At 40.8% G+C, this 20512-nt stretch carries 23 protein-coding genes; 6 read left to right on the forward strand and 17 right to left on the reverse strand.

What is annotated here, in order from left to right; translation table 11 throughout:
* The first annotated feature begins 10 nt into the window (after nucleotides 1–10).
* Nucleotides 11–493 (forward strand): regulatory protein RecX, encoded by a 483-nt coding sequence (locus tag C7S20_RS04100; RefSeq protein WP_107011287.1) that lies wholly within the window; start codon nucleotides 11–13, stop codon nucleotides 491–493.
* Here C7S20_RS04100 and C7S20_RS04105 read toward each other — a convergent pair.
* From C7S20_RS04105 to C7S20_RS04140, 8 genes are all read right to left on the reverse strand, one after another.
* Nucleotides 483–1364, reverse strand: coding sequence for a cupin-like domain-containing protein (locus C7S20_RS04105; protein ID WP_107011288.1), 882 nt, complete (start codon nucleotides 1362–1364; stop codon nucleotides 483–485). The two genes, C7S20_RS04100 and C7S20_RS04105, sit on opposite strands and share 11 nt — an antisense overlap.
* Nucleotides 1364–2233, reverse strand: a complete 870-nt coding sequence (locus tag C7S20_RS04110; protein ID WP_107011289.1) for a cupin-like domain-containing protein — start codon at nucleotides 2231–2233, stop codon at nucleotides 1364–1366. Before C7S20_RS04110 ends, C7S20_RS04105 begins: the two co-directional genes overlap by 1 nt.
* A 12-nt stretch (nucleotides 2234–2245) precedes the next feature.
* Nucleotides 2246–3337, reverse strand: coding sequence for a biotin synthase BioB (gene bioB, locus C7S20_RS04115; RefSeq protein WP_107011290.1), 1092 nt, complete (start codon nucleotides 3335–3337; stop codon nucleotides 2246–2248).
* An 87-nt stretch (nucleotides 3338–3424) separates the two neighbouring features.
* Nucleotides 3425–4567 carry a beta-ketoacyl synthase N-terminal-like domain-containing protein gene (locus tag C7S20_RS04120; protein ID WP_107014088.1) on the reverse strand — a complete coding sequence of 381 codons (1143 nt, stop codon included), beginning with the start codon at nucleotides 4565–4567 and terminating at the stop codon, nucleotides 3425–3427.
* A 57-nt stretch (nucleotides 4568–4624) separates the two neighbouring features.
* Nucleotides 4625–5224: an SET domain-containing protein gene (locus tag C7S20_RS04125; protein WP_107011291.1), complete on the reverse strand. Its 600-nt coding sequence runs from the start codon at nucleotides 5222–5224 to the stop codon at nucleotides 4625–4627.
* A gap of 76 nt (nucleotides 5225–5300) precedes the next feature.
* Complete coding sequence (gene bioA / locus C7S20_RS04130; protein WP_107011292.1) at nucleotides 5301–6587, reverse strand: adenosylmethionine--8-amino-7-oxononanoate transaminase; 1287 nt, start codon at nucleotides 6585–6587, stop codon at nucleotides 5301–5303.
* Nucleotides 6575–7198 carry a dethiobiotin synthase gene (gene bioD, locus C7S20_RS04135; RefSeq protein ID WP_107011293.1) on the reverse strand — a complete coding sequence of 208 codons (624 nt, stop codon included), beginning with the start codon at nucleotides 7196–7198 and terminating at the stop codon, nucleotides 6575–6577. The genes bioA and bioD overlap by 13 nt, the downstream gene beginning before the upstream one ends.
* 3 nt (nucleotides 7199–7201) lie before the next feature.
* Nucleotides 7202–8350 carry an aminotransferase class I/II-fold pyridoxal phosphate-dependent enzyme gene (locus C7S20_RS04140; protein WP_107011294.1) on the reverse strand — a complete coding sequence of 383 codons (1149 nt, stop codon included), beginning with the start codon at nucleotides 8348–8350 and terminating at the stop codon, nucleotides 7202–7204.
* Nucleotides 8351–8376: 26 nt separating this feature from the next.
* On the opposite strand from C7S20_RS04140, the gene C7S20_RS04145 reads away from it, so the two are divergent.
* Nucleotides 8377–8838, forward strand: a complete 462-nt coding sequence (locus C7S20_RS04145) for an MgtC/SapB family protein (protein WP_107011295.1) — start codon at nucleotides 8377–8379, stop codon at nucleotides 8836–8838.
* Here the strand turns inward: C7S20_RS04145 and mnhG are convergent.
* From mnhG to C7S20_RS04180, 7 genes are read right to left on the reverse strand one after another with little or no spacing between them, the layout of a single operon-like run.
* Nucleotides 8835–9251: a monovalent cation/H(+) antiporter subunit G gene (gene mnhG / locus C7S20_RS04150; RefSeq protein ID WP_107011296.1), complete on the reverse strand. Its 417-nt coding sequence runs from the start codon at nucleotides 9249–9251 to the stop codon at nucleotides 8835–8837. The two genes, C7S20_RS04145 and mnhG, sit on opposite strands and share 4 nt — an antisense overlap.
* Nucleotides 9248–9520: a cation:proton antiporter gene (locus C7S20_RS04155; protein ID WP_107011297.1), complete on the reverse strand. Its 273-nt coding sequence runs from the start codon at nucleotides 9518–9520 to the stop codon at nucleotides 9248–9250. The genes mnhG and C7S20_RS04155 overlap by 4 nt, the downstream gene beginning before the upstream one ends.
* Nucleotides 9517–9993, reverse strand: coding sequence for a Na+/H+ antiporter subunit E (locus C7S20_RS04160; RefSeq protein WP_107011298.1), 477 nt, complete (start codon nucleotides 9991–9993; stop codon nucleotides 9517–9519). Before C7S20_RS04160 ends, C7S20_RS04155 begins: the two co-directional genes overlap by 4 nt.
* 7 nt (nucleotides 9994–10000) lie before the next feature.
* Nucleotides 10001–11515, reverse strand: coding sequence for a proton-conducting transporter transmembrane domain-containing protein (locus tag C7S20_RS04165; RefSeq protein ID WP_107011299.1), 1515 nt, complete (start codon nucleotides 11513–11515; stop codon nucleotides 10001–10003).
* Nucleotides 11512–11865 (reverse strand): Na+/H+ antiporter subunit C, encoded by a 354-nt coding sequence (locus tag C7S20_RS04170; protein WP_107011300.1) that lies wholly within the window; start codon nucleotides 11863–11865, stop codon nucleotides 11512–11514. Before C7S20_RS04170 ends, C7S20_RS04165 begins: the two co-directional genes overlap by 4 nt.
* 3 nt (nucleotides 11866–11868) lie before the next feature.
* On the reverse strand, nucleotides 11869–12297 hold the full coding sequence (locus C7S20_RS04175; RefSeq protein ID WP_227009092.1) for a Na+/H+ antiporter subunit B: 429 nt from the start codon (nucleotides 12295–12297) through the stop codon (nucleotides 11869–11871).
* On the reverse strand, nucleotides 12294–14618 hold the full coding sequence (locus tag C7S20_RS04180) for a putative monovalent cation/H+ antiporter subunit A (RefSeq protein ID WP_107011301.1): 2325 nt from the start codon (nucleotides 14616–14618) through the stop codon (nucleotides 12294–12296). The genes C7S20_RS04175 and C7S20_RS04180 overlap by 4 nt, the downstream gene beginning before the upstream one ends.
* Before the next feature lie 286 nt (nucleotides 14619–14904).
* Here C7S20_RS04180 and C7S20_RS04185 point away from each other — a divergent pair, with 286 nt between their 5' ends.
* The 4 genes from C7S20_RS04185 to C7S20_RS04200 all read left to right on the forward strand — a co-directional run bounded on the left by C7S20_RS04185 (nucleotide 14905) and on the right by C7S20_RS04200 (nucleotide 18378).
* Entirely contained in the window at nucleotides 14905–15771 is an 867-nt protein-coding gene (locus tag C7S20_RS04185) for a TolB-like translocation protein (RefSeq protein ID WP_107011302.1), read from the forward strand.
* A 112-nt stretch (nucleotides 15772–15883) separates the two neighbouring features.
* Nucleotides 15884–16342 (forward strand): DUF2975 domain-containing protein, encoded by a 459-nt coding sequence (locus C7S20_RS04190; protein ID WP_227009150.1) that lies wholly within the window; start codon nucleotides 15884–15886, stop codon nucleotides 16340–16342.
* 2 nt (nucleotides 16343–16344) lie between these two features.
* Complete coding sequence (locus C7S20_RS04195; RefSeq protein ID WP_107011304.1) at nucleotides 16345–16548, forward strand: helix-turn-helix domain-containing protein; 204 nt, start codon at nucleotides 16345–16347, stop codon at nucleotides 16546–16548.
* A gap of 57 nt (nucleotides 16549–16605) precedes the next feature.
* Nucleotides 16606–18378 (forward strand): M61 family metallopeptidase, encoded by a 1773-nt coding sequence (locus C7S20_RS04200; protein WP_107011305.1) that lies wholly within the window; start codon nucleotides 16606–16608, stop codon nucleotides 18376–18378.
* Nucleotides 18379–18436: 58 nt separating this feature from the next.
* Here the strand turns inward: C7S20_RS04200 and C7S20_RS04205 are convergent, their stop codons facing one another.
* On the reverse strand, nucleotides 18437–18730 hold the full coding sequence (locus C7S20_RS04205; protein ID WP_107011306.1) for a F0F1 ATP synthase subunit delta/epsilon: 294 nt from the start codon (nucleotides 18728–18730) through the stop codon (nucleotides 18437–18439).
* Between the two features lie 80 nt (nucleotides 18731–18810).
* A complete protein-coding gene (gene atpD, locus C7S20_RS04210) occupies nucleotides 18811–20319 on the reverse strand; it encodes a F0F1 ATP synthase subunit beta (protein ID WP_107011307.1) in 1509 nt (502 codons plus the stop codon).
* Nucleotides 20320–20512 lie beyond the last annotated feature (193 nt).

Here is a 20512-nt window from a genome sequence, read left to right on the forward strand (position 1 = left end):
ATTTGTTTTGATGAAAAACAACTCCTCTCAAAAATCATATACAGTTGCCGAAGCCCTTCAAAAGCTGATGCATTTCTGCTCCTACAGGGATCGTTCTCAAAAAGAAGTTGAGGACAAGCTCAACCAGATGCGAATGATTCCCGAGGCAAAAGAAAAGATTGTCATTAAGCTAATGCAGGAAGGATTTTTGAATGAAGAACGCTTCGCCCGCAGTTTTGTAAGAGGGAAATTCAGGATAAAAAAATGGGGAAAAATAAGAATCAGGCAGGAATTAAAAAGACGGGAAATCTCGGAGCCTCTTATAAAAATAGGTCTTACTGAAATAAATGAAAAAGACTATAGTTCCACGCTTTATGAGCTGGCCGAAAAAAAAGCGCTGCAGGTAAAGGAAAAGAATCCGTTTCTTAAAAAGAAAAAAATCTGTGACCATCTACTGCGAAAAGGCTATGAATCACAGTTAGTTTTTGATTGTGTAAATGATCTTATTGAATAATATTACTCTTTTTGTGGGTGCGCTTTATGGCTTGCTCATTTTTATAATCGATCCACTTCTGCCCTTTCAGTTTTCGCATATAATTATCAAAATTCCTCATAATCACCAAATTGTAAACTGCCTTTGAAAAATTTGTCAGGGTTCTGGGAGTGGCGCGAAGACTCATTGAGAATCCCGGACTAAGGTAGGTCATGTGATGCCAGTAACCTTCGGGCATATACAAAGCTTCACCATGACTGAGTTCGGTAATATATCCGCTGGCATTTTTAAGCGCCGGGAATTTATCGAAATCAGGATCATTAAAATTGATGTCTTCCCGGCTGATCAGTGCATGTGGCACTTTATACAAGTGTTTGCTTTCAGCAGGGGGAAAAAGGATACATTGCTTTTTCCCATGAAAATGACAATGCAAAATATTGGCATAATCAATATCATAATGCATAAAAACCTGGGAATTTTCACCGCCAAAAAACAACATGGGCAATTGCTTTATAAACCGTAACCCGATATCAGGAAATTTAAAATCTTTCTGAAGCTCCGGCACTTCTTTCATTAAATGGTAAAGGAAAATGCGATAATTGGTAGGACCTGATTTTAAAAGGTTTATATAATCGGCCATTTTCATTTCGGCATGCGGCTCATTGAATTTAAATTCTGAAGAGATGGGACGATCATCATACAAAGGAACCGTCTTCTCACCAGCAATTTTAGAAATATAATCAAGGTCCCACTTTTTAAAAGCAGGCCAGTTTTCGATTAATTTTTCTATTACCACCGGCTTTTGTGGCTGCACAAAATTGCGAACAAAATCATCTTTGGAAATCTTTTCCACTCTCGGTATTGGCTGCAATTTCATCATTTCCTTTCCCATCAATCTATATCAGCATTTTTATCTGTACGTTCTTTCGCCCTTCTATTTTTATAATCAATCCACTTCTGTCCCTGAAGCTTTCTCATTAAGTTATCATAATTACGTACAAATAGCAAGTTGTTCAAAACCTCGGCTATTTTGCCCGGTGATCGGGGCAATGAACGCAGGGTAAGAGAAAGACTGGCCGTTTCGTATTTTATAAAATGCCACCATTTACTGGGAATGAACAGGGCGTCCCCGTGTTCCAGAACAGCTTCATAACCTTTGGCTTTTGCCAGTGCCGGAAATGATTCAAGATCGGGATCATCCATATTTATAATTTCCATGCTCACAATGGAATATGGCACCTTATAGAGTAATCCGGTCTGGTCTGGAGGATATAAAATCAGGCGCTTTTTTCCCACAAAATTGAAATGAAAATTATTCGCAAGGTCCATATCATAATGCATCACCACTTTCGAACCTTCGCCGCCGATGAACATCACAGGTAATTTTTTGAAAAATTTTACTCCCAGATCGGGATATTGAAAATCATTTAGCAGCTCCGGACAATTTTGCAGAAGATTAAAGAAGAACATACGCAAATCGGTAGGTCCCTTTTCAAGGATTTCTATATATTCCTTAAAAGGAATTTTCATTGCCGGGCCATGGGAATTCTGCCTTCCCTTTGCCGGTTCCCCATTATATAGTGGCACAATCACTTCGCCGGCTTTTTCCCTGAAGTAATTAAAATTCCATTTCTGCAGTGCCGGCCAATCCTTCGAAAGATCCTCGATAACTACCGGTTTTCCCGGTTTAAAATAGTCCTCCTGAAACTCTTCTTTGCTAAGGTTTCGCCTACGGGGAATATTTTGAAGATCGAGTTTCAAGATTAAAATTTGTTATGCCTTCGGCCGGGCCTTCTCCTGGGCTTTGAGATTGCGCTCGATTTGGTGCCCGGGACGTGACCATTTGGGCTTTTCTCCCTTAGGTTGATATTTTGAATTTGCTGCTTCTATTGATTCGGGCTGAGCTTTCTTTTCAAAAGCCTTCTGAGGGTTTAATCCCAGCAACCTGAACATTTCCATATCTTCATTCACATCGGGGTTGGGAGTTGTAAGCAATTTATCACCGGCAAATATCGAATTAGCTCCTGCAAAGAAGCACATCGCCTGTCCTTCGCGGCTCATTTGCGTTCTTCCAGCCGAAAGTCTCACCTGGGTTTCCGGCATCACAATTCTTGTAGTTGCCACCATTCTTATCATATCCCAGATAGGTATAGGTTCCTGTTCTGCCATAGGCGTGCCTTCCACGGCAACTAAAGCATTGATTGGTACAGATTCTGGCTGCGGATTTAATGTGGCCAGAGCCACCAGCATACCAGCCCGATCTTCTTCGCTCTCCCCCATTCCTATAATTCCACCGCTGCAAACGGTAACATTGGTTTTTCTAACATTATCGATGGTTTTCAAACGATCTTCATAGCCACGAGTGGAAATTACCTCTTTGTAATATTCTTCTGAAGTATCAAGATTATGATTATAAGCATATAAACCTGCTTCTGCCAGACGCTGTGCCTGGTTCTCGGTGATCATCCCAAGAGTACAGCAAACTTCCATATCGAGTTTGTTGATAGTTCGAACCATTTCCAGCACGTTGTCAAATTCCTCGCCGTCCTTCACATTTCTCCAGGCCGCACCCATGCACACACGGGAACTGCCCGCTTCCCTGGCACGCAGCGCCTGGGCCTTCACCTGGTTCACACTCATTAAATCATTCCCCTCGAGGTTGGTATGATAACGGGCTGCCTGCGGACAATAGCCGCAATCTTCAGGACAACCGCCTGTTTTAATGGAAAGTAATGTGGAAACCTGTACCGTATTCGGGTCGTGATGTTCCCGGTGAATGGTAGCCGCTTCATAAAGCAATTCCATCAAAGGTTTATTGTATATCTCAAGGATTTCCTCTTTCGTCCAATCGTGTTTTAGTGCCATGAAATTTGATTTGTATTCAAAAATAAAGAAAACTGGGGTTTAATAAGAATCGCCGGTCATAAGATTTATAAACGGAAAAACTAACAATCAGATTTCCACAATAACGGAAACCGCATTCCCCCCGAAACCTACTGAATTTACCATGATATTCTCAAGTTTTTCGGGTTCGTGCTGAAATTCTGAAAAAGGAACGGTAATAAATTCCTGGTATTTCAGCATTAAAATTGCCATTTGCAGACTTAAAATTCCTGAGGTGGCAAAACTGTGGCCGGTTTTCCATTTATTGCTGGTGATCCCTGGAAGCTTTTTTCCAAAAACTGCCTTTACCGCATTCACCTCGGCATTATCTCCGCCAATAGTTCCAGGCGCATGCATCACCACCGCATCAACTTCGGATAAATCAGCATTTTTCAGGGCCATTTTAATGGACTTCTGAAGACAGTAACCCTCTCTTGAAAGCGATGCTCCATGAGTGAGATCCTCATTCGCGTAACCGAAGCCTTTGATCTTTGCGATTGCACTTTCCGAATTTAAAGAAAGCCCAGCCAATCCCGCCGCTTCGCCCAGGATCATTGAATTGTTCTTTTTTTCCATATCCAGGGATCGACAGGGAAATTCACTATTTTCATCCCGCGCATAGATCTTCATCGCCTGCATTTGCGCAATGGTAAAACCGGTAAGCGGCGCCTCACTTCCCCCCGCAATAAAGGAATGGGCCATCCCGCTTTCCAGCCAGGCAATAGCGTTGAGAATAGCATGCATTCCTGTGGAACAGGTCACGCTGTGGGAAAAATTAGGACCCTCAAATTGCAGATCCTGGGCTACCCAGGAGGAAATATTCCCAAGAGTAGTGGAAGGCGAAGTATAGGTGGAAGCTTTCCCTGATTTTATATATTCAGAATGATATTTTTCGAAAAGGCCGGTGGCGCCACGACTGCTGCCAATATTTATTCCTGAATTTTCCCGTGAGGGAGATTTAAGATTTCTGGCGGCGAGGATAGCATATAACACCGAATCATCGAGATACCGATACCTTGAAGTCTCCGACCTGAGATTTTCGACTTCCTTTTTTACATTTTCGGGAAGAAAAGCGGCCAGGGCCTTATTCTCATCAAAATCATAAAGCCGAAAAAAGGTCTTTTCATTTTTATAGTTATTCCAGATCTCTTCTTCCGTACTGCCTAAAGGGGAAATACTACTAATGGAAGTAATGGAAACAGGATTTTTCAAAGCAAAAATTTTCCACAAAAATAGAACCCACAGAGGGAACGGCTAAATTTTAGGCCTCTAAATTTGACTTGTTTCAGGTTTAAAGTAAAGGCTTCGGGTAGATTCCATTTTCTTCTTACCTTCAATTATTTCAGTGATCTCTGTTTTCAGGTCCTCATCAAGCAAGGAATAAAGAGGCTGGTTTCGTTTGCCTATAAGTGGAAAAACAGCATTTAAAATCCTGTCCCATTCCTGATAGCATTTCAAAATATCATTGGGATGTACCACTTTGCGGTCGGTGCCCTCGTCTTTGGGCACAAATGATTCCGAAAGATTCAGGTAACCGTAATCATCGGTCAGTTCTTCGCCAACTTCGATATCGCGAATGGCAATTTCAAAATTATAGGCTGTGGAAAGGCAATTTGATCGGAAACTATGGTTAACGAATTTCGCGATGTCCCAGCAAAGAATATGTTCTCCTTTATTATTTCGGAAACTGTATTTCTCCAGTAATTCCCGTGTAAGAGGTTTGATATTTTCAGCGAAATCGGGTGAAAAAACTCCGTCCAGTTCATCCTGTACCCAGGTAATTGTACCTTTGAGGATAGGTTTCGTCGCCACTACTCCAAACCCAATTTCTTCGCTTATCCATTTCAATTCTGTATGAGGATGCATCATAATTATGAGATTAAATATCCTAATTTAGATAAAAAATGAATCCGAAAATCTAAAATATTAATCCTATTGCTAAATTTTAAAATTCTGATAAACAGCCTTCTATTACCGAATACATCTTCTGAAGCTGCTCTTCCGAAATTATATAAGGAGGAACGATATAAATGGTATTTCCCAGCGGGCGCAGATAAACTCCCCGCTCCATAAAAAACCCGTAAAGCCGGTCGCGGAGTCCGCCATATCTGTCGGTTTTTACATCTATTTCAAAAGCAAGGATGACGCCCAGGGTACGTATATTTTTCACTTTGGAATGCTGAAGCAGCTTCGCGGCAAATTCCTTATTGAAAATGGTGATCTGGTTGATATTCTGTTGGATTTCATCAGATTGTAATAGTTCCAGAGCCGCCAGAGCAGCGGTACAGGCCAGTGGATTCGCGGTATAGGTATGGCCATGGAAAAGTCCTTTTGAGATATCTTCAGAATAAAAAGCATCGTAGATTTTTTTACTGCAGGAAGTAAGGCCCATTGGCAATAATCCCGCGGTCAGGGCTTTCGACATACAAACGATATCGGGTTTTTCCGAAAGATAATCGGAAGCAAAATATTTTCCGGTTTTGCCGAAACCGGTCATCACTTCATCGGCAACCAGGATGATCTCATTTTCACGGCAGATCTTCAAGATCTCATTTAGTCCATCGGCATCGTGAAATTTCATGGCCGCCGCACCCTGGATCAAAGGTTCGTAAATAAAGCCGGCGATTTTATGATTTTTGATATGCTCTTTCAGGATCGAAATCACCTCCTTGTTATTGTCGCCTTTAGGCACGGGAATTCGCTCCACTCTAATAAAATGATCTTTAAAAGCACCATTATATACCGACAGCCCGGAAACCGACATCGCACCAAAAGTATCGCCATGGAAGCCTTCTTCAAAAGCCAGCATCACATTGCGGTCGTTACCCAGGTTATGGTGATATTGCAACGCCATTTTAATCCCGATCTCGGTAGCCGTGGAACCATTATCATTAAAGAACATTTTTTCCTGTCCTTCAGGTAAAATTTTCACCAGGGCTTCAGAAAGTTTTACTGCCGGTTCATGCGTGAAACCGCTAAAAACCACCTGATCCAGTTGTTGCATCTGCTCGGCAACGCGGGAAGTGATTTTTTGGTTACAATGCCCATAAACTGCCGTGTACCAGGAAGAGATGCCGTCTATATATTCTTTCCCGTTATCGTCTATGAGAAGGGCGCCTTCGGCTTTGGCTATGGGAAGCATCTCCGGTGAAACCTTGTGTTGTGTGAGCGGATGCCACAAATGTTTTTTATCCCTTTCCCTGAGTTTATCTGAAACTTTTATAAATCGCATAGTTTTTTTCTGAATTTATCGGCGTATTCTTTAACTACCATTTCATCGAAATAGGGTTCCTCATCGAGCCTTCCCAGAATTTCAACTTTCGCCATCTTTTTGATGATGCCTTCGGTGGTTTTGTGCTCATTGCCGCTGAAGATAATACCGATATTTTTAATGCCGCGGTTCTTAAGCGCTTCCACGCTCAGCAGCGTGTGATTAATGCTTCCCAGGTAATGCCTCGAAACCAGAATCACAGAATATTCTGGTTTTATTAAATCGATAATTGTGTCTTTGTCATTCAAAGGAACCAAAAGTCCGCCGGCACCTTCGATCACCAGATCCTTATCTGTTTCTGGCGGATTGATCTTTTCAAGGTCGATTGTTATTCCGTCTATTTCGGCCGCCCCATGCGGACTCATGGGTGTCTTGAGTTTATAGGCATTTTCATGAAAAACGGTTTCAGCATTTGAAATTAGCCGTTTGAGCCTATGGGTATCAGAATTATCAAGATCTCCAGCCTGTACCGGTTTCCAGTAATCGGCATGAAGCGCTTCGGTAATTATGGCGGCAACCACCGTTTTTCCCACTTCGGTACTGATGCCGGTAACAAAAATTTTCTTTCCCATCTTTCAATTTTTAACAACAAAATTAGCCAACAGAGACAAGACCTCCGAAATTTCCTGGTGTGAATTATAGGAATGCAGGCAAAACCGCAGCCGTTCCTTTCCTTTTGGAACCGTAGGCGAAAGAATGGGCTTGACCAGAAAGCCATTTTTGGCAATTTCAGAAGCTACTGATTTTACTTCGTCATTTCCGGAAAGGATACAACTTTGAATGGCAGAATTTGCGGAAATAAAAAAGCTGTCAAGCTGAAATTCTTTCAATTTTTGAGTAAAAAAGCTGATATTTTCCCGAAGTTTTTGAATTTCTGAAAGACCTTGAGGTGAATCCAAAAATCTATAGGCTGAAATAACGGTGGCGACAGCATGTGGAGAAAGCGCGGTGGTATAGATAAGGCTACGGCTGAAATTCACAAGATATTCCTTCAGTTCCCGGCTTCCCAGAATTGCCGCGCCATGGCAGCCAATTGCCTTTCCAAAAGTATAGATCCGCGCAAAGCAGTTTTTGATCATTCCCTGAGACAATCCCTCTCCTTTTTTACCAAAAACACCGGTGGCATGAGCTTCATCGAGCACCAGTCGCGCGTTAAATCTTTCAGCCAGTTTTCCTAATTTTAAGAGATCGGGTGAATCGCCATCCATTGAAAAAACCGACTCTGTAACTATATAAATTTCTGAATTCTGTTTTGAAAATTTCTTCAGCAATTCCTCGAGATGCTGCATATCATTATGCCTGAATTTGTAATTTCTGGCAAGGCTCAACTGTAATCCATCACGAATGGAGGCATGTGAAAGTTCATCAAAAAGAATAATATCAGATTTTTGGGGAACCGCGGAAAAAAAACCAATATTGGCATCATAGCCCGAATTAAAGACCAGGGCAGCTTCGGCTTCGTGGAAATCAGCTAAAAGATCTTCAAGTTCTTTATAAAAAATATGATTCCCAGAAAGAAGGCGCGAACCTGTGGCCCCATTTTTCAATTCAGAAGAAGCTATCAAGGTATTCGCCGAATCATAAATTTTTTCAGATTTTGAAAGTCCGAGGTAGTCGTTTGAGAAAAAATCTACTCCTTCTGAAAAAAAATCCAGCCGGCGTAAAGAATTTTCTTCTTTCCTTTTCTGAAGTCTTTTATCTAACTTTATGGGAAACTTGCTCATAAAGCAAAAGTATAAACCAAAACTGAATGGAGTTACCACATTTTATATTAAAAACCTCTTTAGCCATAGTTGCGGGATTACTAATTGGTCTGGAAAGGGAATTAAGAGGCAAACATGCCGGATTGAAAACTCACGCGCTCGTGGCTTTGGGAGCAAGTATATTTATTATTCTCTCCCTTCAATTTCAGGATGAAAAATATACCGATATTACCCGGGTTCTGGGGCAGGTGATCATCGGGATTGGTTTTATTGGTGCCGGAACGATCATGAAAAAAGGTAAAGATGTAGAAGGCCTTACCACCGCCGCCACCATCTGGTGCAGTGCAGGGGTAGGATGTCTCTCAGGTTTTGGTTATTATAAGGAAATGGCTTTTATAACCGGAGTCATAATCATTCTAAACTTCACTTTCAGCCTTATTGAAAAGAGAATCATAGACGACCGGAATAAAAAGCACAAAAAGAAACAGAAATATTACGAAGAAGATTAATCCCTTTTCTCCCGGTTTTTGATTTTGGTATGATCAATATTATCTTCAGGAGTATCGTCTACTTCACTTTTAAGAATGTGACTGTTTTTTTGATATTTTCCTCGTAGGTCATCCATCACTGATTTATCCCACATTTTTATTCCGATAAAATAAGAAGCTCTTCCAATAAGATGGGCACTTACCGGCGCGGTAAGGAAAATAAATAGAATGATCACAAAAGATTGCGAGGTAACATCAGAATCCTGAAAAAAAACAGCGGCCGACATAAGCACGAGTCCAACTCCCAGGGTAGCTGCCTTCGTGGTAACCGAAATACGAAGGTAAGTATCGGGCATTCTTACCAGACCGATGGCGGCAAAGAGCACGAAAAGAGCTCCGAAAGTTACCAGAATTGCTACTATTACTGAGATCATTTTCTTTTTCTTTTTTCGAGGTAATATGATAGTGCGACGGTACTCAAAAATGCAATAAGGGCAAGTATGAGCGCCGTATCAAGCAAAGTAGAGTGTCTATAAATCATACTGTAAACACCAATGGTTCCAATTCCGGTGGTAATTAAAAGATCCAGTGCGATCACTTTATCAGCGATACTGGGTCCCTTAAGCACTCTCCAGAAAATCAGGATAGCCGATATTACCAGAATAGGCATTATAACATAATATAAATAATCTACCAGTGTCATTTTGTAATTTCTAGTATTCTGCGTTCGAACCCGTTTTTTATACTGTATATAAACTGATCTCTGTCTTTGATATACATCGCGTGCACGAAAAGTACCTTCCGGTCATTAGAAACATCTATACTCAGAGTTCCCGGTGTAAGGGAGATCATATTCGCAAGCAGGGTTATTCCCATATTTGACTGCACATCAAGAGGAACCATAATGATCCCGGGCGTCATATTAAGTTTTGGGGTGATCACCTCATAAGCAACCTCAAGGTTTGCCTTCACCAGTTCATACAGGAAAAAAACAAGTAAAAGAATGAGTTTTGGAACAATTATAAAATATTTTGACCTGTTCCTTCCCATGGTGATAAGCCATAGAATATGGAAACTCAGAAAGAAACCGAACACATAATTTTCGAATGAAAAATCCCCCGTCAGGGCAACCCAAACAAATGTGAGAAATATATTAGAAAGGAATTTATTTTTCATTCTTCATCTATTTCGTTGCGTGTAAAACAGTATCTATATATCCCTGATGATTTACAAGCTCATCTGCAATGCGTGCTGAAAGTTCCTGGATATGCTCGGCTCCAAAACCTATATAGAGCGAAACAAGGCTCAATAAAGCTATCGGAAACACAAACTGGAACTTCTTTAAAGTAGTCATTTTAGAGAAGAACCCGAAATTTTCTTTCAGCTTTAAAGGCTGAGAATCTTTCCAAAAAACCTCTGCCCATAATTTCGCTATGATCACAAGCGTCACAAAACTCGCAAAAATAATCGCGGCCACCGTAATATAATAATCCCCTCCAAAACCCTGTTTTATTAGATTGATCTTTGGCCAGAAACCGGATAAAGGAGGAATCCCCACAAGGGAAAATAAGGGGATGAAAAGCAACAGACTTATTTTCGGCCATTGGGCATACAAACCTCCCAGTGCCCTCATACTATTTGTTCCTTTAAGACGGTAAACAAGTCCGCTAAGCATAAACAAATTTGTTTTTACAACGATATCGTGAATAAGGTAAAAAATAGCCCCGGCAATGGCAATTTGAGTAAACATTCCCAAACCGGCTATCATATAACCAATATGGCAAATGATAAGGTATGAGAATACCTTTCGCATATTATTTTGAACAAGGGCTCCCACGCCACCACTTACCAAAGTCAAAATGGCAATTATGATAAGTAATTCATTTAGGAACTCATCTCCGGTAAAAATTAATGTAAAAACACGAATTAATGCATAGACACCAACTTTTGTCAGCAAACCGCCAAAAATTGCCGAAACAGCAAAAGGCGGGGTATGATAAGAAGCGGGCAGCCAGAAATAAAGTGGAAAAACTCCTGCTTTTATCCCAAAACCAATCATAAATAGAATAGCCGTGATCTGAACAAGGCCCCGGTTCTCGACCGCCGCAACCTTTCCGGCAAGATCGGCCATATTCAGGCTTCCGGTAATTCCATATAAAACAGCAATAGCGGTTAGGAAAATTACCGATGCGAGGATATTTAAAGTGAAATACTTAACAGCTCCTTCCAATTGGGCCTTTTCTCCTCCTATGGTGATCAACACAAAAGAACTGATAATGATGATCTCAAACCATACATAAAGGTTGAAAATATCGCCGGTTAAAAAGGCTCCGTTTAACCCAAGCAACAGGAAATGATAAATGGGAAAATAGCCAAATTTCAACCTGTCGTTTAATACAGAGGCCGCCGAATAGATAGATACCGCGAAGCCTGAAAGCGCTGTAAGAACCACCAGGGTAGCTGAAAAAGTATCGGCGACGAAGGTAATTCCAAAAGGCGCGGGCCAGGTTCCCGCCTGTACCGTTTGTGTGCCCTGTGTCCAGATAAAATAAAAAACCACGAAAGACAGGATCAAAGCCAGAAAGCTTCCTATAACACTAAAGATCTTTTGAAAACGGACATTATTCCATGAAAACATCAAAATGATGCTGATGGCAATTTGAAGGAATAAGGGATATATAATTATTTGCTGTGTCATGAATCTTCGTCGGTTGCGTTCATTTCATCCAGATCGTCGGTTCGAACTACGGTATGGGCCCTTTTTACCAGGACGATGGCAAAAGACTGAAGCCCAAAACTAATGACAATCGCCGTAAGAATAAGAGCCTGCGGCACAGGATCGGCAAAAGCTTCAGTCAAAACTTTCGCATTTTCGGGAATTATTGGAGGGGATCCTTTGGTTATTCTTCCTAAAAGGAAAATAAGCAGGTTTGCACCATTACCAATCAGGATGATCCCAATAATAAGTTTCACCAGACTCCTCCTGAGCATCATATAAATACCCGCAGCGTAAAGAATTCCCACCATTAAGGCCAAAAGTACTTCCATAGATCAGGCAGATTCAGAAATTGTGAAAATTATTGTGAGCGTTACTCCGTTTACCACCAGATATACTCCAATATCAAAAAATAATGCAGAGCCTATATGCCCTAAAATGGGCACGGCATCGTGGGACCATAAACCGGTCATAAAAGGCAGATCATAAAGTAATACAGGCATAAATCCGCTTAAAAAAGATACCGCCAGACCCATAGGAATTATATATCCCGGGTGGATGCCAATCAGTTCCCTTGTTTTTTCCAGCCCATTTGCGAAAGAATGGAGAATAAAAGCAATAGATGCGATCAATCCTCCAACAAATCCTCCACCTGGAAGATAATGCCCCCGAAGAAGGATAAATATTGAAAATATGAGCAAGACCGGCAACAAATAATTTGAAGCCGTTTTTAAAATGATGGTTGTGCGAATTTGATTTCTCACTTATCCTGGTATCTTTTTCTGTCAGACATTTTTAATCTCAATTTCATAAGGCCAAAAACCCCAATTGCGGCGATCGAAAGCACCGAGATCTCTATCATTGTATCAGCTCCCCTGAAATCTACAAGAATAACATTTACCACGTTTTTCCCATGCGCCTGAAGATAGGCATTCTGGGCATAAAAATCACCAATCTCATTATTAGCCGGGTAAGATAGTACCTCCAGGGCCACCATCGCTATCAATACACCGAAGATCGAAGAAAGAATACCATCCCTGATCCTGGTCTTATAGTCAGATAACTTTAAATATCTCGGCAATTTATATAATACAAGCACAAACAAAATAACTGTAAGAGTATCAATAGAAAATTGGGTCATGGCAAGATCGGGTGCGCTGTAAAAAACAAAAATCAAACAAATAGACCAACCAATTACTCCCATGGCAACTACCGCGGCCAGCCTGGACCTGGTAAAAACCGTATAGAAAACTCCGGCAATAAGAACAAGAGTGACAATTATTTCTGAGATGGTTACTTTTGTAAGTGCGGTGTAGTCTATTTTAAAATGAGTACTTCCCAGGATCACGTAGCCTACTAATAATACCACGAATAAGGTGATCATAGAAACATAGTTTCTCAAATAACCATTTTGAAAAAATCGAGTCCAGTAGGAAGAAACCCAGAGGAATCCCTGGTTAAATTTATTCAGCAAATACTCCGGAGCTAATTTGTCGAATTTCGCAGCTGCATTTACCAGTTTTACTGAAGGTTTTACTAAAATATACAACAGGGTTCCCACTCCTATCGTGATTAGGCTCAGGATAAAAACCATATTGAAGCCATGCCACAGCCCCAGATGAACTTCCCCGGCTTCTCCTCCAAGAAGTGAAGAAACCACAGGCCTTATTATAGGTGCATCAATAAGAAAAGGAGCGAGTCCAAAGACCATTCCGAGTACGGCAAGAAAAACCGGTGGCACCCATAATATAAGAGGAGGCATTTTAACCTTAGAAAATTCTTCCGGAAGTTTTCCTGTAAAAGGTTTTATTCCGGCTACAAAACCGGCATGTAAAAGGAATATTTTGGTTAGAACAATTGCAATAATCAGGATAATAACAATAAATTCTGATCTCGTGGTAGCGTCATAGATCAGCTCTTTTCCGAGGAAACCAATACTTGGAGGAATACCGGCGCTCGAAATGGCACCAAGGATACCTGCGATCCCCACCGGCCACATCACCTTGTTCAAACCATTTAATTTAGTAGCGTCACGAGTATGCGTTTGATGATCTATAATTCCCGTTACGAGGAAAAGCGTCGCCTTATAAAGCGCGTGAACAATAATAAATACCGCCGCGGCGATAAAAGCATCTTCGGTTCCCAGGCCTGTGAGAAAAACCAGAATTCCAAGTGCCGAAATTGTGGAATACGCCAGTATACCTTTTAGATCTTTTCTGAAGATGGTATGCACCGCCGAATAAAGCATGGTTATTCCACCTACAACGATCAATGTAGTGTTCCATACATTTTCGCCACCGAGGATCGGCGTAAAACGCATAAGCAGATAAATCCCCGCTTTCACCATCGTTGCCGAGTGAAGATAAGTAGAAACAGGTGTTGGCGCTTTCATTGCTCCCGGTAACCAGAAATGGAATGGGAATTGCGCTGATTTTGTAAAAGCCGCTCCAAAAATAAGCAGCACGCCCAGAACATAATACTCATTTCCGCGGATGGCTTCTCCCATACTCACCATTTCAGAAATGCTGTAGGTCCCTGCCATATTATCAAAAAGCAAGGCCGCAGCTAATAATAGCAACCCACCTATTCCAGTAATTCCGAGGGCTGTCATGGCCGATTTGCGCGAAGGTTCGCTATCATTATTAAACCCGATCAAAAAGAACGAGCTTATACTGGTAAGTTCCCAGAAAACAAAAAGCGAGATCATATTATCTGAAAGTACCAGCCCAAGCATGGCTGCCATGAAAACGCTTAAATACCCGTAAAAGCGATCCAGATATTTATGACCTTTTAAATAATTAGAAGTATAGGCAAACACTAGGAAACCTATCCCGGTAATCATAAGCGTGAATAGCAATGAAAGACCATCCAGCTTGAAATCAAGATTCACATTAAAAGAGGGAATCCATTGATAAGAACGGGTGATTACTTCCCCTTCAGAAATCCTTGATATGAAACCTGCAAAATAGATAAACAGGCCTAACGGAATAAGAGAAGTAAGAATCGAGAGCTTACCTTTAAATATTTTTCCGGTGAAGACCAGAAAAATTGCAAAAATAAAACCTGTAAGAATTGCAGTAAGCATACTTTATTAAATCCGTTATAGGCAAATATAATAGTTATTATTTAAGATATACATTTTGAGAAATACTTAAATAACTCTTAATATTCGCCTGTTGAAACCTCTTTAATTATTATTTGCAAATAAAATGTATTTCGTACAAATAATCTTAAATCAATGAAGATTTTCAAACCGGTGGTAGCTGATTTTTTTTCCGAAAATTTTAAGAATTTTAGTTAATCTTATAAAAATGACCTTTTAACAAATTCCAAAAACCATTTTTAATATATTCCCGAAATTTTAAAATAACATGAGATTTTTATTCATTTTACTGGTAAGTTTTTCGGTTTTCGGCCAAAAAATCCCTGATACGCACATTTTTCTTTTTGATATAAAAACTGAAAATAACGACTTCGAGATTGGAAAGGGAAAAATTATTTCCCAAAATAAAGGATACAACAACCAACCTTCATTTTATGATAATGAGGAGCTAATTTATTCGGGAATACGGGACGGGGAAACCGATATCGCTCAATATAATCTGAAAAATTCTAAAACTTCCTGGATCAGCAATACGCCAACAGGAAGCGAGTTTTCACCACAACGCATTCCAGAAACCACTGATATCGCCGCGGTAAGATTAGAAACTTCAGGATTGCAATTGCTGTATAAATATGACTACCAAACCGGAAAATCGAAGGTTTTGATTCCCGGGGCGAAAATTGGCTATTTTGCTTTTTATGATCAGAATAAATTACTTGCGGCTGAACTAGGTGGATCAGGACTTGACCTGATGAGCTACGATCTGGAAAAGAACTCTTCAGAAAAAATTATCACAAATATCGGCCGTTCCATTCAAAAAGTCCCCGGAAATACTACCATGAGCTATACCCTTCCCAATGACGAGGGAAATTTTGATATCTATCTTTTCGATCCAGATACCGGAAAGAGCTTCTTCGTTTGCGAATTGCCCGACGGCACTCAGGATTTCACATGGTTGGACGCGAACCGCATTTTGACCGGCGTGGGCAGTAAACTCTATATTTTCGACACTTTTGGAGGGGAGGCCTGGGTAAAAGTTGCCGATCTTACTGAATATGGAATTACCGGTATCACGAGGCTGGCCGTAAATGCTTACGGAACAAAATTGGCACTGGTAGGTAATACATCGAAATAAAATTATCGTTTTTCAATAATTATTTTATATTTGTTATCGATAAACAATAATTTTTTTCTTGATGAAATCTTCAACTTGGCTCCGAAATATTTTCAGCTTTGTATATTATATAATGATTTTAGGCTGGGTTATTATTTTTGCTTTCCTTGTTTTTTCAATATTTATTGATTCAGACAAAATTCTTGAAATCGTAAGTGACTCCGAAGGTTTAATCATTAATACGCAACGGGCGCTTATTTCGGTTCTGATTTACGGTTTAATCTCTAGCGGATTCTGGATCTATATAATTCGCCTAGCCCGAAACTTAATGGATAATCTAAGAGAAGGGCCTTTATTTACAAGGTTTCAGGTTGCCAGCTTAAAATTAATAGGCAAATTCCTTATTTTAATTACTATTATAGATACTATTGCGAACTTTATTTTTGAAATGATTTTCAATAATCAGCTTCAAATAAAATTCGAATTTTCCACATTTTTACTGGTCATTTCAATTGGATTATTCATGATCTTTCTATCCAATATTTTTGAAAAAGCCAAAAGCTATAAGGAAGAAAATGAGTTAACCGTGTAATTATGCCAATCAACATTAATCTTGATACTGTATTGGAAAAACGCAATATGAAAAGCAATGAATTGGCTGAAATTATCGGAATAACCACAGCCAATCTTTCCATTCTTAAGACCGGGAAAGCCAAAGCAATTCGTTTCTCAACCCTCGAAGCTATATGCGAAGCCCTGGACTGCCAGCCGGGGGACATTCTGGAATACCAGCCATAATTTATTCAATTATCATCGATATTTTTTTACTTTAGAATCCTCTTCAAAAAATACACAATGCGACGAATTTTATTAATTTTTCTTTTTCTGGGATTTATTGCCAATGCCCAGACAAACATCTATTCTATTTCTTTTGAAAACGCTGAACATCATGAGGCGAAGATCAAAGCCACTTTTCCTCATATCAAAGACCGTAGCATCACCGTGCGCATGAGCCGCTCCTCGCCGGGACGTTACGCGTTGCATGAATTTGCTAAAAACGTGTATGGACTTAAGGCGACCGATGGTCATGGGAAAGAACTCGAAGTAACCCGACCCGATCCTTATTCCTGGAAAATTGAAAATACCGACGGAACTATTAACGTGCAATATACCCTTTTCGGAAATCACGGAGATGGAACTTATTCGCAGATCGATGAAACCCATGCCCACCTCAATATTCCCGCGACCTTTATGTATGCTGAAGATTATCAGGGCAGGCCAATCGAGGTGAATTTTGATGTACGGGAAGACCTCAACTGGAAGGTTGCCACTCAGCTGAAGAAAATTTCAGGTACTAAATATTCAGCTCCAAATCTGTACTATTTCATGGATAGTCCAACAGAGATCAGCGATTACCAGCTGAGGGAATTTGAACTGGGCGGACAAACCATTCAGTTTGTACTTCATGACCAGGGAACAGAGGCCGAACTTGATGAATATTTCGAACAGGTAAAAAAGATTGTAAAACAGGAACAGGCTGTTTACGGCGAGTTGCCCAATTATGATTATGGGCGCTATACTTTTCTTGTATGCTATATGCCAAACGTCGATGGTGACGGGATGGAACATCGCAATAGCACCATTGTAACCTCTACCAGGAGCCTGGCGAATGGTGGAATGAAAAGAAATCTCGGAACTATAGCTCATGAATATTTTCACTGCTGGAATGTGGAACGAATTCGCCCGGCCGGGCTTGAACCATTCGACTTCAGCAAGGCGAATATGAGCGGCTGCCTTTGGTTTGCTGAAGGTTTTACCAGTTATTACGATGGTCTTATTCGCTGCAGGGCAAATATCACAACTCCTGAGGAGTACATAAACGACCTCACAGGAACTTTTAATTATGTTTGGAATTCTCCCGCGCATCAATTTTTCAATCCGATCGAGATGAGCTATCAGGCTCCATTTGTTGACGCGGCCACTTCGGTAGATCCGGTAAATCGTGAAAATATGTTTATTTCCTATTATTCCTACGGAAGTGTGTTAGGCCTCGCTCTTGACCTGTCATTAAGGGAAAAAGGACTGAATTTGGATGATTTCATGGAAAAGATGTGGATGAAATACGGGAAAACCGAGGTTGCCTATGAGGTTGAAGATATTGAAACGACTTTGAAAGAATACGCGGGAGACCAGTTCGCCGAAGATTTCTTTAATAATTATATCTACGGAAGTAAAATGCCAGATTACAGTTCGCTATTTAAAGATTTCGGCATTGAACTTACTCAAAAACAAGATGCCTATTTCGGTGCTTCGGTGCGGCCAACAGATGCAGGCCTTGAAATTTACAGAAATACAGCCATGGGTAGTCCGGCTTATGAAGCAGGGCTGGATGAAGGCGACGTGATCATTTCAATAAAGGGAAATCCCGTTTCAACTTCAGAAGATCTTCAAAAAATAATTGAAGAAAACGGAGTTGGCGCCCAACTGAAAATAGGCTTCAAAAGATATAATGAAAGTAAGGAAACGACGGTAACTCTTCAAAAGAGTCCAAATTATAATATTTCGCTGGATGAAAATGCTTCCCAAGAAGCTGTCAGGAAACGCGAAAAATGGCTCGCTGCCAAATAATAATTAAGCAATAAAAAACCCCGCCGATGGCGGGGTTCATTTTATCATTCAAAAGTGATTAATCAGCAAGAATAATCGCTTTATTATCTTTCATTTCAAGAACGCCTCCCTTGATGTTGAAAAAAACCACGTCTTTTTCATTATTCTGAGACATGATCACATCAGCATTCGTTTTTACCTCGTTTTTCTTCCCGGGGACCATATTGATCTTTACTTCACCGGCAGTAAGCGTGGAAACGATGGGAGCGTGATTGTTCAGCATCTGAAATTCACCGTCGTGGCCGGGAACCTTTACGGCATTGACTTTGGCTCTAAAAACAGTGGCTTCAGGAGTTACTATCTCTAAATACATATTTATTAGTATTGAGTATTGAGTATCGAGTAGTTAGCGAAGAGATTTTCTCAATACTAACTTCTCATATCTCACTACTATTAAGATTCAGCAAGCATTTTTTCTCCGGCTTCGATCGCTTCTTCAATTGTCCCTTTAAGGTTGAAGGCAGCCTCCGGAAGGTGATCCAACTCACCGTCCATGATCATGTTGAAACCTTTGATAGTTTCCTTGATATCCACAAGCACTCCCGGGATACCGGTAAACTGCTCGGCAACGTGGAATGGCTGAGAAAGGAAACGCTGAACACGTCTTGCACGGGAAACGGCAAGTTTATCTTCTTCAGAAAGTTCTTCCATACCAAGGATCGCGATGATATCCTGAAGTTCCTTATAACGCTGAAGCAGCTCTTTTACTCGTTGAGCACAGTCGTAATGTTCTTTTCCAAGAATATCCGGAGTAAGAATCCTTGAAGTAGAATCCAGAGGATCCACCGCGGGATAGATACCAAGCTCGGCAATCTTACGAGAAAGCACTGTGGTCGCATCAAGGTGAGCGAAAGTGGTCGCTGGTGCAGGGTCGGTCAAGTCATCTGCAGGCACGTAAACCGCCTGTACAGAAGTAATCGATCCATTCTTGGTAGAAGTAATACGCTCCTGCATCGCACCCATTTCGGTTGCAAGTGTAGGCTGGTAACCTACCGCAGAAGGCATACGACCTAGAAGTGCCGAAACCTCAGAACCTGCCTGGGTAAAACGGAAGATATTATCTACGAAGAAAAGAACGTCTTTCCCCTGACTTTCTCCGGCTCCGTCACGGAAATATTCCGCGATGGTAAGACCAGAAAGCGCCACACGCGCACGTGCTCCCGGAGGTTCGTTCATCTGCCCGAATACGAAAGTCGCTTTTGACTCTTTTAATGCGGCTTTATCAACTTTTTGAAGATCCCAGCCTCCTTCTTCCATAGAATGAGAGAAAGCTTCACCATACTTGATAATTCCTGATTCGAGCATTTCACGAAGAAGGTCATTTCCTTCACGAGTACGCTCACCAACTCCGGCAAATACAGAAAGACCACCGTGACCTTTCGCAATATTGTTGATCAATTCCTGAATAAGTACTGTTTTTCCCACACCGGCACCACCGAAAAGACCAATCTTACCACCTTTAGAATAAGGTTCGATAAGGTCAATTACTTTAATCCCGGTAAAAAGCACTTCAGTAGAAACAGATAAGTCTTCGAATTTTGGTGCCTGGCGGTGAATTGGAAGTCCGTCTTTTCCTGCTTTAGGAAGATTTCCCAATCCGTCGATCGCATCTCCGATAACATTGAAAAGTCGTCCGTAAACATCTTTTCCAATTGGCATTTGAATAGGGTTTCCGGTTGAAAGAACTTCAACTCCACGGCTTAAACCATCGGTTGAATCCATAGAGATAGTTCTTACCGTATCTTCACCAATGTGCGACTGCACTTCAAGAACCAATGTAGAACCGTCTTTTCTGGCGATTTCCAAAGAGTCGTAGATCTTTGGCAGTTCACTTTCTGAGTCGAACACAACGTCAACTACAGGACCAATAATCTGGGCAACTTTACCTGTGATTTTAGACATTTATATAATCTTTAAATATTGATTGTAAAATTTCAAAAAAGCCTATCTCTCTGATTTAAAATTTCCTAAAATTGAAACAGGCTGTTTTCAGGCTGCAAAGATAAATTTTTCTTGCAAAAATCATATTGAAAATTTAAGAAGTTTTTAACCCCTCGCGACTCATGGTGATATTATTAAAAATCAGCCACTTATA

The organism is Christiangramia fulva, from assembly GCF_003024155.1.
In the GTDB taxonomy this organism is placed as follows: Bacteria; Bacteroidota; Bacteroidia; order Flavobacteriales; family Flavobacteriaceae; genus Christiangramia; species Christiangramia fulva.

Bases quoted from the DNA above. Each gene is read 5' to 3' on its own strand.
- C7S20_RS04100 (WP_107011287.1), top strand. From the start codon at position 11: ATGAAAAACAACTCCTCTCAAAAATCATATACAGTTGCCGAAGCCCTT.
- C7S20_RS04105 (WP_107011288.1), bottom strand. From the start codon at position 1,364: ATGGGAAAGGAAATGATGAAATTGCAGCCAATACCGAGAGTGGAAAAG.
- bioB (WP_107011290.1), bottom strand. From the start codon at position 3,337: ATGGCACTAAAACACGATTGGACGAAAGAGGAAATCCTTGAGATATAC.
- C7S20_RS04125 (WP_107011291.1), bottom strand. From the start codon at position 5,224: ATGATGCATCCTCATACAGAATTGAAATGGATAAGCGAAGAAATTGGG.
- bioA (WP_107011292.1), bottom strand. From the start codon at position 6,587: ATGCGATTTATAAAAGTTTCAGATAAACTCAGGGAAAGGGATAAAAAA.
- bioD (WP_107011293.1), bottom strand. From the start codon at position 7,198: ATGGGAAAGAAAATTTTTGTTACCGGCATCAGTACCGAAGTGGGAAAA.
- C7S20_RS04140 (WP_107011294.1), bottom strand. From the start codon at position 8,350: ATGAGCAAGTTTCCCATAAAGTTAGATAAAAGACTTCAGAAAAGGAAA.
- C7S20_RS04145 (WP_107011295.1), top strand. From the start codon at position 8,377: ATGGAGTTACCACATTTTATATTAAAAACCTCTTTAGCCATAGTTGCG.
- mnhG (WP_107011296.1), bottom strand. From the start codon at position 9,251: ATGATCTCAGTAATAGTAGCAATTCTGGTAACTTTCGGAGCTCTTTTC.
- C7S20_RS04155 (WP_107011297.1), bottom strand. From the start codon at position 9,520: ATGACACTGGTAGATTATTTATATTATGTTATAATGCCTATTCTGGTA.
- C7S20_RS04160 (WP_107011298.1), bottom strand. From the start codon at position 9,993: ATGAAAAATAAATTCCTTTCTAATATATTTCTCACATTTGTTTGGGTT.
- C7S20_RS04165 (WP_107011299.1), bottom strand. From the start codon at position 11,515: ATGACACAGCAAATAATTATATATCCCTTATTCCTTCAAATTGCCATC.
- C7S20_RS04170 (WP_107011300.1), bottom strand. From the start codon at position 11,865: ATGGAAGTACTTTTGGCCTTAATGGTGGGAATTCTTTACGCTGCGGGT.
- C7S20_RS04180 (WP_107011301.1), bottom strand. From the start codon at position 14,618: ATGCTTACTGCAATTCTTACAGGTTTTATTTTTGCAATTTTTCTGGTC.
- C7S20_RS04185 (WP_107011302.1), top strand. From the start codon at position 14,905: ATGAGATTTTTATTCATTTTACTGGTAAGTTTTTCGGTTTTCGGCCAA.
- C7S20_RS04190 (WP_227009150.1), top strand. From the start codon at position 15,884: ATGATTTTAGGCTGGGTTATTATTTTTGCTTTCCTTGTTTTTTCAATA.
- C7S20_RS04195 (WP_107011304.1), top strand. From the start codon at position 16,345: ATGCCAATCAACATTAATCTTGATACTGTATTGGAAAAACGCAATATG.
- C7S20_RS04200 (WP_107011305.1), top strand. From the start codon at position 16,606: ATGCGACGAATTTTATTAATTTTTCTTTTTCTGGGATTTATTGCCAAT.
- C7S20_RS04205 (WP_107011306.1), bottom strand. From the start codon at position 18,730: ATGTATTTAGAGATAGTAACTCCTGAAGCCACTGTTTTTAGAGCCAAA.
- atpD (WP_107011307.1), bottom strand. From the start codon at position 20,319: ATGTCTAAAATCACAGGTAAAGTTGCCCAGATTATTGGTCCTGTAGTT.